This is a genomic window from Streptomyces sp. NPDC057253 (genome assembly GCF_042669125.1).
GTDB lineage: Bacteria > Actinomycetota > Actinomycetes > Streptomycetales > Streptomycetaceae > Streptomyces.
The window spans coordinates 80,821-95,763 of sequence record NZ_JBHUXV010000029.1; the positions used below are offsets into that span (position 1 = coordinate 80,821).

Sequence of the window (14,943 nt, forward strand, 5' to 3'; positions counted from 1 at the left end):
CGCCCATGGACTTCGGACTCGTCCTGCAGACGGATCCGCCCGCCTCGAAGGTCATCAGCCTGATGAAGCGGGCCGAACGCAACGGCTTCACGTACGGGTGGACCTTCGACTCCGCCGTGCTCTGGCAGGAGCCGTTCGTGATCTACAGTCAGATCCTCTCCAACACCTCGAAGTTGACGGTCGGCCCGATGGTCACCAACCCGGGCACCCGCACCTGGGAGGTCACCGCCTCCACCTTCGCCACCCTCAACGACATGTTCGGCAACCGCACGGTCTGCGGCATCGGCCGCGGCGACTCCGCGATGCGCGTGGCGGGCCGTACGCCCAACACGCTCGCCCGGATCAGCGAGGCCATGAAGGTGATCCGGGCGCTCGGCTCCGGTCAGGAGGCCGACCTCGGCGGCACGGTGATCAAGTTCCCGTGGATCAAGGAGGGCGCCGAACTCCCCGTATGGATGGCGGCGTACGGGCCCAAGGCGCTGAAGATGACCGGCGAGGAGGCCGACGGGTTCATCCTCCAGCTCGCCGACCTGTACCTCACCGAGTACATGGTCAAGGCGGTCAAGGACGCGGCGGTGGCCGCCGGCCGGGATCCGGCCGACGTCAAGATCTGCGTGGCCGCCCCCGCCTACGTCACCGAGGACGACTCGCCCGAGGCGCTCGCCCACGCGCGCGAGCAGTGCCGGTGGTTCGGCGGGATGGTCGGCAACCACGTCGCCGACCTGGTGGCGAAGTACGGCACCGGCGGTGGCCTGGTCCCGCAGGAGCTGACCGACTACATCAAGGCCCGCGAGGGGTACGACTACTCGCACCACGGCCGGGCCGACAACCCCGACACCGCCTTCGTGCCCGACGAGATCGTCGACCGGTTCTGTGTCATCGGCCCGGTCGAGAAGCACATCGAGAAGCTGCACGCGCTGCGCGAGCTGGGCGTCGACCAGTTCGCCGTCTACGACATGCACGACGCCCAGGAAGCGACCATCGACGCCTACGGCGCCACGATCATCCCCGCCGTCAACGCCTGAGCCCCCCGGAACCGCTCGACCGACCCCCCACTCCTTGTCCCCCCTTCCCGCCGTTCCGGGAAGGGGTGGCGGGACCGGGAAAGGCCTCCCCGCCCGTCCCGGTCCCGCCCGAGGCCCCCGCACGGCCTATCCCGTTTCCGTCCTGATTCGATTGGCCTGCCCATGACCGAAACAGTCCCCACGGGGTCGTCGATACCGCAGTCCGCCGGCACCGGCGGCCGCGTCGAGCTCGCCCCCGAGGCCTTCCCCGCCGACAGCCCCTTCGCCAACGAGGACCTGCGTCCCGTACCCGTCGCCGAGCGCAAGTGGACGACGTACAACTTCGCGGCCCTGTGGATCTCCATGGCGCACTGCATCCCCAGCTGGACCCTGGCCTCCGGCCTGGTCGCGCTCGGCATGGACTGGAAGCAGGCCGTCTTCACCATCGCCCTGGCCAACGTCATCGTGCTGCTGCCGATGCTGGCCACCGGGCACGCCGGACCCAAGTACGGCATCCCCTTCCCGGTGCTCGCCCGTGCCTCCTTCGGGTTGCGCGGGGCCAACATCCCGGCGCTGATCCGGGCGGCCGTGGCCTGCGGCTGGTTCGGCATCCAGACCTGGATCGGCGGCAGCGGCATCTTCGCGCTGGGCTCCAAGCTGACGGGCGGGCACTGGGAGGACGCGGGCAAGATCGCGGGCAACCCGTGGCCCCTGTGGCTGTGCTTCATCCTGTTCTGGGCGCTCCAGATCGCGATCATCTACCGCGGCATGGACTTCCTGCGGCACTTCGAGAACTGGGCCGCGCCCTTCGTGATCGCCGGCGCGCTCGTCCTGCTGATCTGGATCGCGGTCAAGGCCGACGGCTTCGGCGCGCTGCTCGACCAGCCCTCCAAGCTCGGCTGGGGCGCCGACTTCTGGCCGGTGTTCTTCCCGTCCCTCATGGGCATGATCGGTTTCTGGGCGACCCTGTCGCTGAACATCCCGGACTTCACACGCTTCGGCGCCAGTCAGAAGGCGCAGACGTGGGGGCAGGCCCTGGGGCTTCCCACGACCATGACCCTGTTCGCGGTCCTCGCCGTGCTGGTCACCTCCGGCTCCGAGGTCGTCTACGGCGAGGCCATCTGGGACCCCGTGGCGCTCGCGGCCAAGACGGACAACGCCTTCGGGCTGCTCTTCGCGCTGGTCGTCGTGCTGGTCGCCACGATCTCCGTGAACATCGCGGCGAACGTGGTCTCACCGGCGTACGACCTGTCCAACCTGGCCCCGAAGTTCGTCAACTTCCGTACGGGCGCGCTGATCACGGGTGTCGTCGGCATCCTGATCTTCCCGTGGAAGCTGATCTCCACGCCGGAGTTCTACATCTTCACCTGGCTCGGCGTGGTCGGCGGTCTGCTCGGCACGGTCGCGGGCATCCTCATCGCCGACTACTGGGTCGTGCGGCGCACGGTCCTGCATCTCGCGGACCTCTACACGCCCGGCGGGCGCTACTGGTACGCCAACGGCTGGAACTGGCGGGCCATAGCCGCCTTCGTGGTCGGCGGACTGCTCGCGGTCGGCGGCTCGTACTCGGGCGTGGGCGCGGACGGCAAGAAGACCGGGCCGTTCCCGACCGACGGTCTCATCCCGTTCCTCAAGCCACTGGCCGACTACGGCTGGGCGGTGGGTCTCGGCACCTCGCTGCTGCTGTACGTGGCGCTGATGCTGCCGAAGGGCAAGGAGCAGGAGGGCATCGCGGCCTAAGGGGACGCCTCGCGCCCCGGGAGGGCGGTCGGAGAGCCTGTGATCAGGCCTTCTGACCGCTCTCCAGTGCCTTCACCGCTTCCTTGGCGGCCTTGATGGCACCCTTGTTGATCTCGTCCGTGCTGGGCGCCTTCTTCGACTCGAAGTCGCTGCCGTTGTACGTTACGGTCACCAGCGCGTTGGACGCCCGGACGATGACCACGCCCTCGCGGGTCTGCTGCTTGTCCTCGGTGGTCAGGTTCACCACCGAGTACCCGGCGTCACCGACCCCGGGCACAGTGCCGCCGCCGCTCTTCTCGGCGGTGTTCTCCTTGTACGACTTCGCGGCCGCCTGGTCGGACTCCGTGATCTCGAAGGAGACGTCGAGCCAGCGGTAGTCGTAGCCCTTGAGCGCGTTCCAGGAGCAGGTGCGGCGCACGGACGTGTCCGTGGAGGGGATCTCCTTGCCGGCCGTCTTGGCACCCGGCACCAGCGACTTGATCGTCGCCGCGCTGATGCTGCCGCAGGGGGCGGGGGAGGTGGCGTACGCCTTCGAGACCGCCGCCGTGGGGGCGCCCGAGGGCGACTCGTCGGCGGACCGCGGTGCCGACTCCTTCTGGGTGGCCGGGGTCGCGGCCGGGCCCGACGTCAGGGCCCAGCCCGCCGCGGCGAGCACGACGACGGGCGAGATGCGCGCGGTGAGGGCGAGCGGCAGGGAAAGAGTTCGCACGGCGCACTTTTCGTGGGGGACGGACGGTGCGGACGGGTCCGCACTGCGGACGGGACGACAGTTTCACACGTCTGCCTGTGGGGTGGAAGTGTGAACTCGCTCCGTGGCGGCGCCGTCACCGGCCCCCAACGCTGATGCGTCATGTGTCCGTTTATGTCCGCCCGACGGGCCGGTGCAGGGCTGATTCGATGCGGTCCACCGCCAGGAACGCCCCGTAGGCCACGAGGTGCACCAGGCAGCGGTCGGTGTGCTCCGGGCGCCGCCAGGCCGCCACGTCCTCGTCCGTGATCCGGTACGGCGCGAGCGCGGCCAGCAGCACCAGACGTGCCCCGGGACGCTCCCGGCGGTCCGGGAAGGCGCTCAGGTCGAGCGGCGGATGCGAGCCCTCCCAGTCCAGCAGGGCTTCCTCCACGAGGTCCTGGTCGTCGGTGTCGAGGAGGCCGGCGCCCGTCATGGCGGCCCGCAGCAGCGCCGCGTAGGCGAGTCCCACCGGCGTGCCGTCCGCCCACGCGGGGGCCTCGCCGGGGTCGGGCAGGTCGAGCAGCGCGAGGGACGCTCCCGGCCGGACCGGCCGGCGTACGGTCCGGGCGAGCGTGCGGCCCGCGAGACTGCGCACCGCCCTGAAACGCTGAGCGTTGCCCGGCAGGAGGTTCTCGGTGAGCAGGGCGGACACGATCCGGTTGACGAAGTGGAACGCGAACGCGGTGCCGAGATAGCCAGGGGCGTGCTCGCGCGGGAACGGGTACGGTCCGGCCCCCAGGCCGCCCGGCACGCGCGTGTGCCTGCCCCACTCCAGTACGCGCGCGTGGTCCTCGTCGAGCGGCCGTTCCCCTTTGACGACGCGTTCGGCGAGCGCGTGGTCGCCGGTGGCGTGCAGCAGCAGGGTGTGCGCGTCCACGCAGAACGGGCAGCGGTTGGCCAGCGAGACCCCGAGCGCCGCCAGCTCCTTGCCGGTGCGGCTGCCGGGCCCGGCGATCAGCGACTCGCGCATCAGCGCCCAGGCGGGGGCGAGGAGCTCCGGCGCGGAGGAGAGGACCACGAAGGTGACCGGTTCGTCGATGCCGAAGTCGCGGGACAGCTGCTCGTAGACCTCGGCGGCACGGCCGGTGGCGGCCTTGGGCGGCAGGGGCTGGGTGTACCGGAAGGGTGTGGGCATGGACAGCAGCGTGCGCCCCGGCCCCGGCGGTGGTCGTCGTACTGCCGAAGGGAGTCGGTGCTGCGTCCGGGAGGGCGGAGAGGGCGGGGGACTACTGCCCCGGGAGTAGTGGAGGAGTTGTCCACAGGGCTGACGCCGGTGTCGGTGCGGCGGTCTAGCGTGTGGGGGATGAGCGGGCACCCGGTCGACTCGACCGTCTCCCAGCGGCTCGCCGACCTGGCCCTCGGGGTCGTGGTCGGCGCCCTCGTCGTGGTCGTGGCGGCCCTCGACCCGGACACCACCGCCCTCGACTACGGCCTGCTCGTGGTGAGTTCGGCCGCCCTCGTCTTCCACCGGGCGGTCCCGTCGGTGGTGCTCGCGGTGTCCACTGTCAGCGGGGCGGCCTACGTCCTGCACGCCCACCCGGGGCCCCTCGGCGCGCTGCCCGTGTTCGCCGCCGTGCACCTGGCCTCCCAGCTGGGGCACCGGGGGTGGGCGGCCGGGGCGAGCGCGGTCTTCCTCGGGGCGTACGCGGCGACGGGGCCGACGGTCCAGGAGGCAGTCGAGAGGACCGGGCTGCTCGCGGGCTGGTTCGTGTGCGCGGTCGTGACCGGCCTCGCCGGGCGCAACTGGCAGGCCTATCTGCGCCAGACCGAACAGCGTGCCCTGGAGGCCGAACGCACCCGGGAGGAGGCCGCGTTGCGCCGGGCCGGGGAGGAACGCCTGCGCATAGCCCGGGAGTTGCACGACTCCCTCACCCACAGCATCTCCATCGTCAAGCTCCAGGCGGGCGTGGCCGTCCATCTGGCCCGCAAGCGCGGCGAGGAGGTACCGCCCGCCCTGCTCGCCATCCAGGAGGCGGGCGGCGAGGCCATGCGCGAGCTGCGCGCCACCCTGGAGGTCCTGCGCACGGACGAGCCCACCGGCACCCCGGCGCTGCTCGTGGAGCGGGCGCGGGCGGCAGGGCTCGCCGTGGACCTGAGCGTCACGGGCGAGGAGCGCGCCCTGTCGGCGCCGCTCGACCGGGCCGTGTACCGGATCGTCCAGGAGTCCCTGACGAACGCGGCCCGGCACGCGGGACCGGCCAAGGTGCAGGTCGAACTGGCCTACGGCGAGGAGGACTTGACGGTCCGGGTCGAGGACGACGGAGCGGCCTGTCCGGACCGTCCGCCGCAGCCCGGCCACGGCCTCACCGGCATGCGCGAGCGGGTCACCGCCCTGGGCGGCACGCTGAGCACCGGGCCACGGGACGGGGGAGGGTTCTCGGTGTGCGCGCATCTGCCGCTGGGGCCGGGGCCGCTCCTGCCTTCCGGGCCGGGGCCGCTCCTGCCTTCCGGGCCGGGGTCGCACCTGCCTTCCGGGTCGGGGGCGCGCCTGCCCTCCGGGTCGGGACCGCGCCTGCCCTCCGAGACGGGGTCGCGCCTGCCTTCCGGGCTGGGGTCGCGCCTGCCCTCCGGGTCGGGACCGCGCCTGCCCTCCGAGACGGGGTCGCACCTGCCTTCCGGGCTGGGGCCGCGCCTGCCCTCCGCGTCGGGGCCGCACCTGCCCTCCGAGCCGGAGGAGTCGGCGTGATCAGAGTGGCTCTGGTCGACGACCAGGCGCTGATGCGGGCCGGTTTCCGGGCCCTGCTCGACGCCGAGGACGGTATCGAGGTGGTCGGGGAGGCGGCCGACGGGAAGCGGGGCGTGGAGCTGGTGCGCGCGCAGGTGCCCGACATCGCGCTGATCGACGTACAGATGCCGGTGATGACGGGCATCGAGGCCACCCGGCAGATCGCCGAGGACCCGGGGCTGGCCGGGGTCCGCGTGGTGATCCTCACCAACTACGGCCTCGACGAGTACGTCTTCGAGGCACTGCGGGCCGGCGCGAGCGGCTTCCTGCTCAAGGACACCGAACCGGCCGATCTGCTCCAGGCCATCGAGGTGGTGGCCCGGGGCGAGGCTCTGCTGTCCCCCGCGGTCACCCGCACCCTGATCGGCGAGTTCGTGTCCCGCCCGCCCGACCGGTCCACCGCCCCCGGCCTGGAGTGCCTCACCCGCCGCGAACGCGAGGTCACGGCCCTGGCCGCCCGGGGTCTGACCAACGAGGAGATCGCCGAGCACATGGTGATCAGCCCGTTGACGGCGAAGACGCACATCAGCCGTGCGATGACGAAGCTCGGGGCACGGGACCGGGCCCAACTGGTGGTGTTCGCCTATGAGTCGGGTCTGGTGACGGCCCGGGGTAACTGAGTTGCGGACCGGCGGCGGCGATCAGCACCCTGAGGCGATGACGGAGACGGCACCGCGGGTGCGTGAAGAGATCCTCGCCTACTACGCCCAGGGCAAGGAGGACGCCCGTCTCAGGGACGGCGGTGCGCCCGCCGGGCGGCTGGAGTTCTGGCGCACCCAGGACGTGCTGAGGCGGCTGCTGCCCCCCGGGCCCGCACGGGTGCTGGACGTCGGCGGCGGCAGCGGGGTGCACGCGGAGTGGCTCGCCCGGGACGGGTACCAGGTCGCACTCGTCGATCCCGTACCGCTCCACGTGGAGCAGGCCGCACGGCTGTCCGGCGTGACCGCCCGCCCCGGGGACGCCCGCGAGCTGGCCGACGCCGACGCCTCGTACGACGTGGTGCTCCTGCTGGGCCCGCTGTACCACCTGACCGAACGGGCCGACCGGGTAAGGGCGTTGGCCGAGGCGGCCCGGGTGGTCCGGCCCGGCGGGCTGGTGGTCGCCGCCACCATCAACCGGTACGCCCAACTGCACGACCTGCTGCGCGAGGAGCGCTACTTCACCCCGTCGGTCCGCGCCCACACCGACGCGGTCCTCGCGGACGGCAGGCACCCTTACCAGGAGGGCGGCTTCTTCACCGTCGCGCACTTCGCCCAACCGGACGAGGTGACGGCGGAGTTCACCGACGGGAGGCTGTCCGTCGAGGGGCAGTACGGCGTCGAGGGCGTCGCCTGGCTGATGGGCGGTGTCGAGGACTGGCTGGACGACCCCGAGCGGCGCGAGACGGTCCTCGCGGCCTGCCGGCACGTCGAGTCCGAGCCGACGCTGCTGGGAGTGAGCGGGCATCTGCTGACGGCGGGCAGACGGCCTCGGTGACCGCCTGCCCGCGGGTGCCTGCGGGCCGCGGTGGACGGCCCGCCCACGGGTGCCTGTGCGGCCGCGGTGACCGCCCGTGCCGTCCGCGCCTACGCGGCCGTACCCCCCGAGTAGTCGCCGCTGAAGGTGGTCTCGACCGTGGTGGCCACGGACTGGGCCACCCCGGTGCCGGTGAGGATGATGCCCAACTCACGGTTGGAGGAGAGCGAGTTGCTGCTGAGGTTCATGGAGCCCGCCTCCACCTCCTGGGTGGCGAGACCGTAGTCGGCGACCATGGCCTTGGCGTGGATGTAGAAGCCGTTGGGGTCGGAGTACCCGACGACCGTGGCGCCGGCCGCCTTGATCTCGGAGACCTCGCTCGCGTAGTCGCCTGGGGTCTCCAGCACCACCCGCACCTTCACGCCAGCCTTCGCGCGCGCCGCGATGGCGTCGACCACCGCGCTGTCGCTGAACTCCAGTTCCTCCACGTCCAGTGTCTTCGTGGCCGCGTTGACCACGGACAGCAGCCGGTTGCGGGAGTCCGTGGGCGACCAGAGCAGATGGTCGCCATCGGTGGGGGTGAGCGAAGTGCCGGCGTAGTCCGCGGCGAACACCTTCTCGATCGCGGCGACATCGCGGCTGTCGTCGGTGAACACCCCGTAGTCACGGCCGGTCGCGTAGTACTGGGAGGTCAGATTGCCGGTGAGGACAAGGGACTTGGCCCCGTCCACGGTGATCGTCTTCTGGTGTGTGTAGACGAAGCTCGACGGCGACCACACCACGCCCACGCCGGCGTTGCTCAGTGCCGTGTAGGCCGAGCCGTTGGCGCTCTGGTGCGCGCGGTCCAGGACGACCCGGACGGTGACGCCCTTGTTCTTCAGGGCGATCAGGTCGTTGACGGCCGTGGTGTCCTCCAGCTCGTACATGGTCATGTCGAGGGACGCGGTGGCCGAGTTGATGAAGTCGTAGATCGTGGGCTGGGTGGTGCCGCTCCGCGAGAAGGCGAAGGCGGTGTAGGTCGCGGCGTCGGCGGGGACGGAGGCGGCGAGCACGGCGGCGCCGGCGGCGAGCGTGACGGACGCGCGGGCGAGGACCTTCGACAACATGGGGGACTCCTGGTCGAGTTGGGGCCCACGTGGGGGGCGCGGGCGTTCGCATGGCACCACGCGCGTAGAACGCGGAGGAAGAGAGCGACGGTGAACTCGCGGTTACCGACGGTCCGGACAACCGGGCAAAGGGGACTCCGTGCAGGTGAGGGGCAGTTCATGGAGTTCTCGTGTGATCGCAAAGACTTCGTAGGCCGGTCGGTGTGGAATGAAAGGATCCACAGAGGCGACCGCTTCGGACCGGCCGAGGCGGGCCCGACCCGCGAGGTGAGAGATGTCGTTCACCACCCGGCCGACCCTCCAGGGCACCTTCGGCATGGTGTCCTCCACCCACTGGCTGGCCTCGCAGTCGGCGATGGCGGTGCTGGAGGACGGCGGCAACGCCTACGACGCCGCGGTGGCCGGTGCCTTCGTGCTGCATGTCGTCGAGCCGCATCTGAACGGCCCCGCCGGCGAGGTGCCGATCCTGCTCGCGCCGGCCGGCGGGGAGGTGCGGGTGCTGTGCGGACAGGGCGTCGCACCGGCCGGGGCGACCGTGGCCCACTACCGGGGGCTCGGCCTGGAGCTCGTGCCCGGCACCGGCCCCCTCGCCGCCGCCGTCCCCGGCGCCTTCGACGCCTGGATGCTGCTCCTGCGCGACCACGGCACCAAGTCCCTCGCCGACGTCCTCGCCCACGCCATCGGGTACGCCGAGGACGGGCACGCGCCCGTGGAGAACGTCGCCGCGACGGTGGAGAGCGTGCGGGAGCTGTTCGAGACGGAGTGGACCTCGTCGGCGGATGTCTACCTGCCGGGCGGAAAGGCCCCGCGGCCCGGTGAGCTGTTCCGCAACCCCGCCCTCGCCGCCACCTGGAGGCGGCTGATCGACGAGGTGGCGGGCGCGGGCGACCGGGTCGCGCAGATCGACGCCGCCCGCGAGGTGTGGCGTACCGGATTCATCGCCGAGGCGCTCGTACGGCAGTCCCGGCGGCCCACCCTGGACACCAGCGGCAGACACCACACCGGCACGCTCACGGCCGCCGACCTCGCCGGGTGGTCCGCGAGCTACGAGGCGCCGGCGACGTACGACTGGAACGGCTGGACCCTGTGCAAGGCCGGCCCCTGGAGTCAGGGCCCGGTGCTCCTCCAGCAACTCGCCCTGCTGCCGCCCGAGCTGCCCCGGTACGGATCCGCCGAGTACGTCCATCTGCTGGTCGAGGGCTGCAAGCTGGCCATGGCCGACCGGGAGGCCTGGTACGGGGACGCCGCCGAAGTGCCGCTCGGGGAGCTGCTGTCGGGGGAGTACAACGCCGAGCGGCGCCGGCTCGTCGGTGACAAGGCCTCCCACGAGCTGCGGCCGGGCAGCCCCGGAGGACTGGAGCCGCGGCTGAGTGCCCACGCGCGCGTGGTCGTCACCGACGAGCCCGGGTTCAGTCCGATGGGAGTGGGGGAGCCGACGGTCGCCAAGCGGCCCACCTCGCCGGTGCCGGGCGAGCCCGAGGTCGGTCCGGACGGCACGACCCGGGGCGACACCTGCCACCTCGACGTCGTCGACCGCTGGGGCAACATGGTCGCCGCCACGCCCAGCGGAGGCTGGCTCCAGTCCAACCCCGTCGTACCGGAACTGGGCTTCCCGCTCGGCACCCGGCTCCAGATGACCTGGCTGGAGGAGGGCCTGCCCAACTCCCTCACCCCCGGCCGCCGTCCCCGCACCACCCTCACCCCCTCCATGGCGCTGCGCGACGGCGTGCCCGTCCTGGCCTTCGGGACGCCCGGCGGGGACCAGCAGGACCAGTGGCAGCTCCACTTCTTCCTGGCCCTCGCCCTGAGCGCCCCGGTCCGCGGCGGCCTCGACCTCCAGGGCGCGATCGACGCCCCGAACTGGCACAACGACAGCTTCCCCGGCTCCTTCTACCCGCGCGGCATGCGCCCGGGGAGCGTCACGGTGGAGGCCCGGATGTCCGCCGAGGTGGTGGCGGAGCTACGGCGACGGGGGCACGACGTGACGGTGGGGGAGCCGTGGTCGGAGGGCAGGCTGTGCGCGGTGGCGCGGGACCCGGAGACGGGGGTGCTGTCGGCGGGGGCGAACCCTCGGGGGATGCAGGGGTACGCGGTGGGGCGGTGACCGCGGAGGTCAGCTTCAGTGACGGTGGCGGTGGGAGTGACCGGTATGCGCGGAACCCGGTGTTCACGGTGATTCCATCCGGCGTCCAGCAGGCGGGTGGGGTTTGTCAGTCCCGCGTGCTCTCATGGAGTCATGATCGGAGACACGGAAACCATCGACGAGTTTCTCGACCTGCACGCGGGTGACGTGGAAGAGGCGGTGCGCAAGGCGGCCGCGGCCGAGGTCATGCCGCGATTCCGGCGGCTCGGCGCGCACGAGGTCGACCAGAAGGCAGGCCCGCACGACCTGGTGACGGACGCCGACCGGCTCGCCGAGCAGTACCTCACCGAGGCGCTCGGCGCCCTGCTGCCGGGTTCGGTCGTGGTCGGCGAGGAGGCGGTGCACGCCAACCCGGCCTCGTACGAGGCGATACAGGGCGACACCCCGGTCTGGATCGTCGACCCCGTCGACGGCACCCGGCAGTTCGTGCACGGAGACCCCGGCTTCTGCATGCTGGTCGCCCTGGCGAAGAGCGATGTCCTGCTGGCCTCCTGGACCTACGCGCCGGCGCGCGACCAACTGGCCACGGCGATACGGGGCCGGGGCGCGTTCCTCGACGGCGAGCGGCTGCACTCGGGCGCTCCCGCACCGGGCCGGGACCTCCAAGTGGCCACCTCCCACCCGGACTACACGACAGAGGACCAGAAGCGCGCTCTGCTGGGACTGTGGACGGACGGCGTCGCACCGCGCGCGTGCGGCTCGGCGGGCCTGGAGTATCTCGCCGTCGCCCGCGGGGAGTTGGACGCGGTGGCGTTCACCTGGGAGGCGGCCTGGGATCATGCGGCGGGCCTGCTGCTGGTCGAGGAGGCGGGCGGCGCCCATCAGACCCTCACCGGCGAGCCCTTCCGCATCACGGGAGGCAACACCCTGCCCTTCACAGCGGCCCGCGACGCGGCGACGGCCGGGAGGGTGCGGGGGCTGCTGGCCGGGGAGGCGTGACGGGGGACGCCCCTCGGGCCGGACGTCCCGGGGTCGGACGTCCCCGGGGACGCACGTCGACGGGTCCGGACGTCCACGCCGACTCGCATCCTCGGACCCGGAGACCCCCGCCCCTCCCGACTTCCCCCCGAACCCCAGGACTGTCGGTCCCCCGGCATATCCTGATCCTCTGGCCATCGGCTGACGAAGGGGTCCGAAGGTGCCGTCGATGTTCGATGCGGTCGTGGTGGGTGCGGGGCCGAACGGACTGACGGCTGCCGTGGAGCTGGCCCGGCGCGGCTTCTCCGTGGCCGTCTTCGAGGCCCGCGACACCGTGGGCGGCGGCGCCCGCACCGAGGAGCTGACCCTCCCCGGCTTCCGGCACGACCCCTGCTCAGCGGCCCACCCCCTCGGCATCAACTCCCCGGCCTTCCGCGCCCTGCCCCTGGAGCGCTACGGCCTGGAGTGGCTGCACGCGGAGCTGCCCATGGCGCACCCCTTCACCGACGGCACCGCCGCCGTGCTGTCGAGGTCGGTCGCCGAGACGGCCGCCTCCTTCGGGCCCCGGGACGCGGGGGCGTACCGACGGCTCGTCGAGCCGTTCCTGCCCAAGTGGGACACCCTGGTCCGCGACTTCATGTCCCTGCCCCTGACCGCGCTGCCCCGCGACCCGGTCACCCTGGCCCGCTTCGGCCTCGCCGGACTGCCCCCGTCGACCCTGCTGATGCGCCGCTTCCGCGACGAGCGGGCGAAGACCCTGTTCGCCGGCCTGGTCGCGCATGTGATGGCCCCGCTCAGCGGCTTCGCCACCGGCGCCATCGGCCTGGTCTTCGCCCTCGCGGCCCACGCCCGCGGCTGGCCCGTGGCCCGCGGCGGCTCCCAGTCCATCTCCGACGCGCTCGCCGCGTACCTCAAGGACCTCGGCGGCACCATCCACACCGACTACGAGGTCAAGCGGCTGGACGACCTGCCGCCCGCGCGCGCCTACGTCTTCGACACCTCGCCCACCGCGCTCGCCCGCATCGCCGGCTTCGGCGACTACTACCAGGGCTACCGCTACGGCCCGGGTGTCTTCAAGGTCGACTACGCCCTCGACGGCCCGGTGCCCTGGACCGCGAAGGAGGCGCGCAGCGCGGGTACCGTGCAGATCGGCGCCGACAGCGCGGAGATCGGCAGGGCCCTGCGAGCCGCGTCCCGGGAGGGCCGGGCCCCCGACAGGCCGTTCATGATCACCGTGCAGCCCAGTGTCGTGGACCCCGGCCGGGCCCCCGCGGGGAAGCACGTCTTCTGGGCCTACGGCCATGTCCCCAGCGGCTGGACCGGCGACCTCACCGACGCCCTGGAGCGCCAACTGGAGCGTTTCGCCCCGGGGTTCCGTGACCGCGTCCTCGCCCGCGCCACCGCGGGACCGCCCGAACTGGCCACCCGCAACGCCAACTACATCGGCGGCGACATCGGCTCCGGCGCGGTCACCGGCCTCCAGGTCATGCTCCGCCCCAAGCTCTCCCTCTTCCCCTACGACACCCCCCACCCGGCCGTCTTCATCTGCTCCTCGGCGACCCCACCGGGCCCCGGCGTGCACGGCATGTCGGGCCACAACGCCGCGAAGGCGGTGTGGCGACGGCTCCGGCAGGAGACCTGAAGCCCACCGGGCCCGACCCCGGCAGGCTCGGAACCGAACTGAATCCCGCGCACCGTGCTGGAAGAGTGGTGGTCATGACCAGCATCCGACTCGTCCAGGGCGACATCACGCGGGAGAGCGCCGACGCGATCGTCAACGCCGCGAACTCCTCCCTCCTCGGCGGGGGCGGAGTCGACGGTGCCATCCACCGGCGCGGCGGCCCCGCGATCCTGGCCGAGTGCCGTCGGCTGCGCGCCGGGCACTACGGCAAAGGCCTGGCCACCGGCAAGGCCGTCGCCACCACCGCGGGCGCCCTCGCCGCGCGCTGGGTGATCCACACCGTCGGTCCCCGGTACAGCCACGAGGAGGACCGCTCGGCGCTGCTGGCCTCCTGCTACCGCGAGTCCCTGCGCGTCGCCGACGAACTCGGCGCCCGCACGGTCGCCTTCCCGGCCGTCTCCGCCGGCATCTACGGCTGGCCGATCGACGACGCCGCCCGGATCGCGGTGGAGACCGTACGGGGGACGCGGACCGCGGTCGAGGAGGTCCGCTTCGTGCTCTTCGACGAGAAGGCGTACGACGCGTTCGCCCAGCAGGTCGGCTGACGCCCGAGCCCTCTGACGGCCGAATGTCCCCCGGCCCCGGGAGTGGGCTCCCGGGCGAGGAAAGTGCCTGGTCAGAGGCGTTTTGGTGTGAGCTGGGGGCCGGGGGCGGGTCGCGGGACCGGTTGCGCGGTGCGGGGGCGCTTCCGACGGTGGGGCCAAAGAAGTCATTTCGAAAGGAACGTGCATGCGCCCCCTCGTCTCCCGCGGCCTTCTCCTGCCGCCCCTGGTCTGTGCCGCGCTGATCCTCGGCCCGGTCGGCACCGCGGCCGCCGTCACCGACGCGGGCCGCGCAGCGTCGAACCCCGGGGTGTCGCAGCCGGCCACCCCGTACGACACCGCCACCCTGGTGGACCGCGTCGAGGCACTGGAGCGTGCCGAGCACGGCACCGTCCTCAAGCCCCTCCTGGACGCGGTCACCGACCTCACCGCGCTGGACGCCACCACCCTCGACGCGGACCGGGCGGCGGCCCACGCCAAGGCCGTCGAGGCCGCGAACACCCGGGTCCAGCAGGAGCTGCGGCGGGTGAGCGGCACCGACCGGTCCGCGGTCGCCGCGGCCGACCCGGTCTCCGACCTCCTGGACTCCCTCCAGTCCACGATCGACGACCTGCTGTCGTCGCTCACCTCGCTGGACCTGGGCGGTGTACTGGGCGCGGTCACCGGACTCCTCGGCGATGTGCTCGGCGCCGTCACCGGCCTCCTGGGCGGCGGCCTGCCCACGGCCGAACTGCCCACCACGACCGAGCTGCCGGCCGCGACCACGCTGCCCTCCACGGACACGCTCCCGTCCGCGACCACACTGCCGGCCCTGCCGGCCACCGGCTGACCCGGCGGCCCACCGAGCCCACTTCGCCGACGGCGACGGCGACGGCACCCCCGCGTGACCCACGCGGGGG

General features: G+C 72.5%; 12 protein-coding genes and 1 pseudogene. 10 read left to right on the forward strand and 3 right to left on the reverse strand.

Annotated elements, in window-relative coordinates; genetic code table 11:
- Positions 1-5: 5 nt before the first annotated feature.
- Together ACFULQ_RS18410 and ACFULQ_RS18415 are read left to right on the forward strand one after the other, a co-directional pair.
- A complete protein-coding gene (locus ACFULQ_RS18410; protein ID WP_383544880.1) occupies positions 6-1,025 on the forward strand; it encodes a TIGR03842 family LLM class F420-dependent oxidoreductase in 1,020 nt (339 codons plus the stop codon).
- A 162-nt stretch (positions 1,026-1,187) separates the two neighbouring features.
- Positions 1,188-2,744: an NCS1 family nucleobase:cation symporter-1 gene (locus ACFULQ_RS18415; protein WP_383544883.1), complete on the forward strand. Its 1,557-nt coding sequence runs from the start codon at positions 1,188-1,190 to the stop codon at positions 2,742-2,744.
- 43 nt (positions 2,745-2,787) lie between these two features.
- Here ACFULQ_RS18415 and ACFULQ_RS18420 read toward each other — a convergent pair whose 3' ends face one another.
- On the reverse strand, positions 2,788-3,453 hold the full coding sequence (locus ACFULQ_RS18420; protein WP_383544886.1) for a hypothetical protein: 666 nt from the start codon (positions 3,451-3,453) through the stop codon (positions 2,788-2,790).
- A 151-nt stretch (positions 3,454-3,604) separates the two neighbouring features.
- Positions 3,605-4,609: a carboxymuconolactone decarboxylase family protein gene (locus ACFULQ_RS18425; RefSeq protein WP_383544888.1), complete on the reverse strand. Its 1,005-nt coding sequence runs from the start codon at positions 4,607-4,609 to the stop codon at positions 3,605-3,607.
- A gap of 168 nt (positions 4,610-4,777) precedes the next feature.
- Between ACFULQ_RS18425 and ACFULQ_RS18430 the strand changes: the two are divergent.
- The 3 genes and pseudogenes from ACFULQ_RS18430 to ACFULQ_RS18440 all read left to right on the forward strand — a co-directional run.
- A pseudogene (locus tag ACFULQ_RS18430) lies at positions 4,778-5,878 on the forward strand (sensor histidine kinase); the annotation flags it as partial.
- 278 nt (positions 5,879-6,156) lie between these two features.
- Complete coding sequence (locus ACFULQ_RS18435) at positions 6,157-6,819, forward strand: response regulator (protein WP_383544891.1); 663 nt, start codon at positions 6,157-6,159, stop codon at positions 6,817-6,819.
- Positions 6,820-6,856: 37 nt separating this feature from the next.
- Positions 6,857-7,675, forward strand: a complete 819-nt coding sequence (locus ACFULQ_RS18440) for a class I SAM-dependent methyltransferase (protein ID WP_383544893.1) — start codon at positions 6,857-6,859, stop codon at positions 7,673-7,675.
- An 89-nt stretch (positions 7,676-7,764) separates the two neighbouring features.
- On the opposite strand, the gene ACFULQ_RS18445 is transcribed toward ACFULQ_RS18440, so the two are convergent.
- Positions 7,765-8,760 (reverse strand): phospholipase D-like domain-containing protein, encoded by a 996-nt coding sequence (locus ACFULQ_RS18445; protein ID WP_383544896.1) that lies wholly within the window; start codon positions 8,758-8,760, stop codon positions 7,765-7,767.
- Positions 8,761-9,034: 274 nt separating this feature from the next.
- Between ACFULQ_RS18445 and ACFULQ_RS18450 the strand changes: the two genes are divergently transcribed.
- The 5 genes from ACFULQ_RS18450 (at position 9,035) to ACFULQ_RS18470 (ending at position 14,873) form a co-directional block, all read left to right on the forward strand.
- Positions 9,035-10,864 carry a gamma-glutamyltransferase family protein gene (locus tag ACFULQ_RS18450; protein WP_383544898.1) on the forward strand — a complete coding sequence of 610 codons (1,830 nt, stop codon included), beginning with the start codon at positions 9,035-9,037 and terminating at the stop codon, positions 10,862-10,864.
- Positions 10,865-10,996: 132 nt separating this feature from the next.
- Positions 10,997-11,842 (forward strand): inositol monophosphatase family protein, encoded by an 846-nt coding sequence (locus ACFULQ_RS18455; RefSeq protein WP_383544901.1) that lies wholly within the window; start codon positions 10,997-10,999, stop codon positions 11,840-11,842.
- A gap of 208 nt (positions 11,843-12,050) precedes the next feature.
- Positions 12,051-13,463 carry a phytoene desaturase family protein gene (locus tag ACFULQ_RS18460; RefSeq protein WP_383544903.1) on the forward strand — a complete coding sequence of 471 codons (1,413 nt, stop codon included), beginning with the start codon at positions 12,051-12,053 and terminating at the stop codon, positions 13,461-13,463.
- 74 nt (positions 13,464-13,537) lie between these two features.
- Positions 13,538-14,047: an O-acetyl-ADP-ribose deacetylase gene (locus ACFULQ_RS18465; protein WP_383544906.1), complete on the forward strand. Its 510-nt coding sequence runs from the start codon at positions 13,538-13,540 to the stop codon at positions 14,045-14,047.
- A 184-nt stretch (positions 14,048-14,231) separates the two neighbouring features.
- The gene (locus tag ACFULQ_RS18470) at positions 14,232-14,873 is read left to right on the forward strand and encodes a hypothetical protein (RefSeq protein ID WP_383544909.1); all 642 of its coding nucleotides are present in this window, start codon (positions 14,232-14,234) and stop codon (positions 14,871-14,873) included.
- Positions 14,874-14,943: the final 70 nt, after the last annotated feature.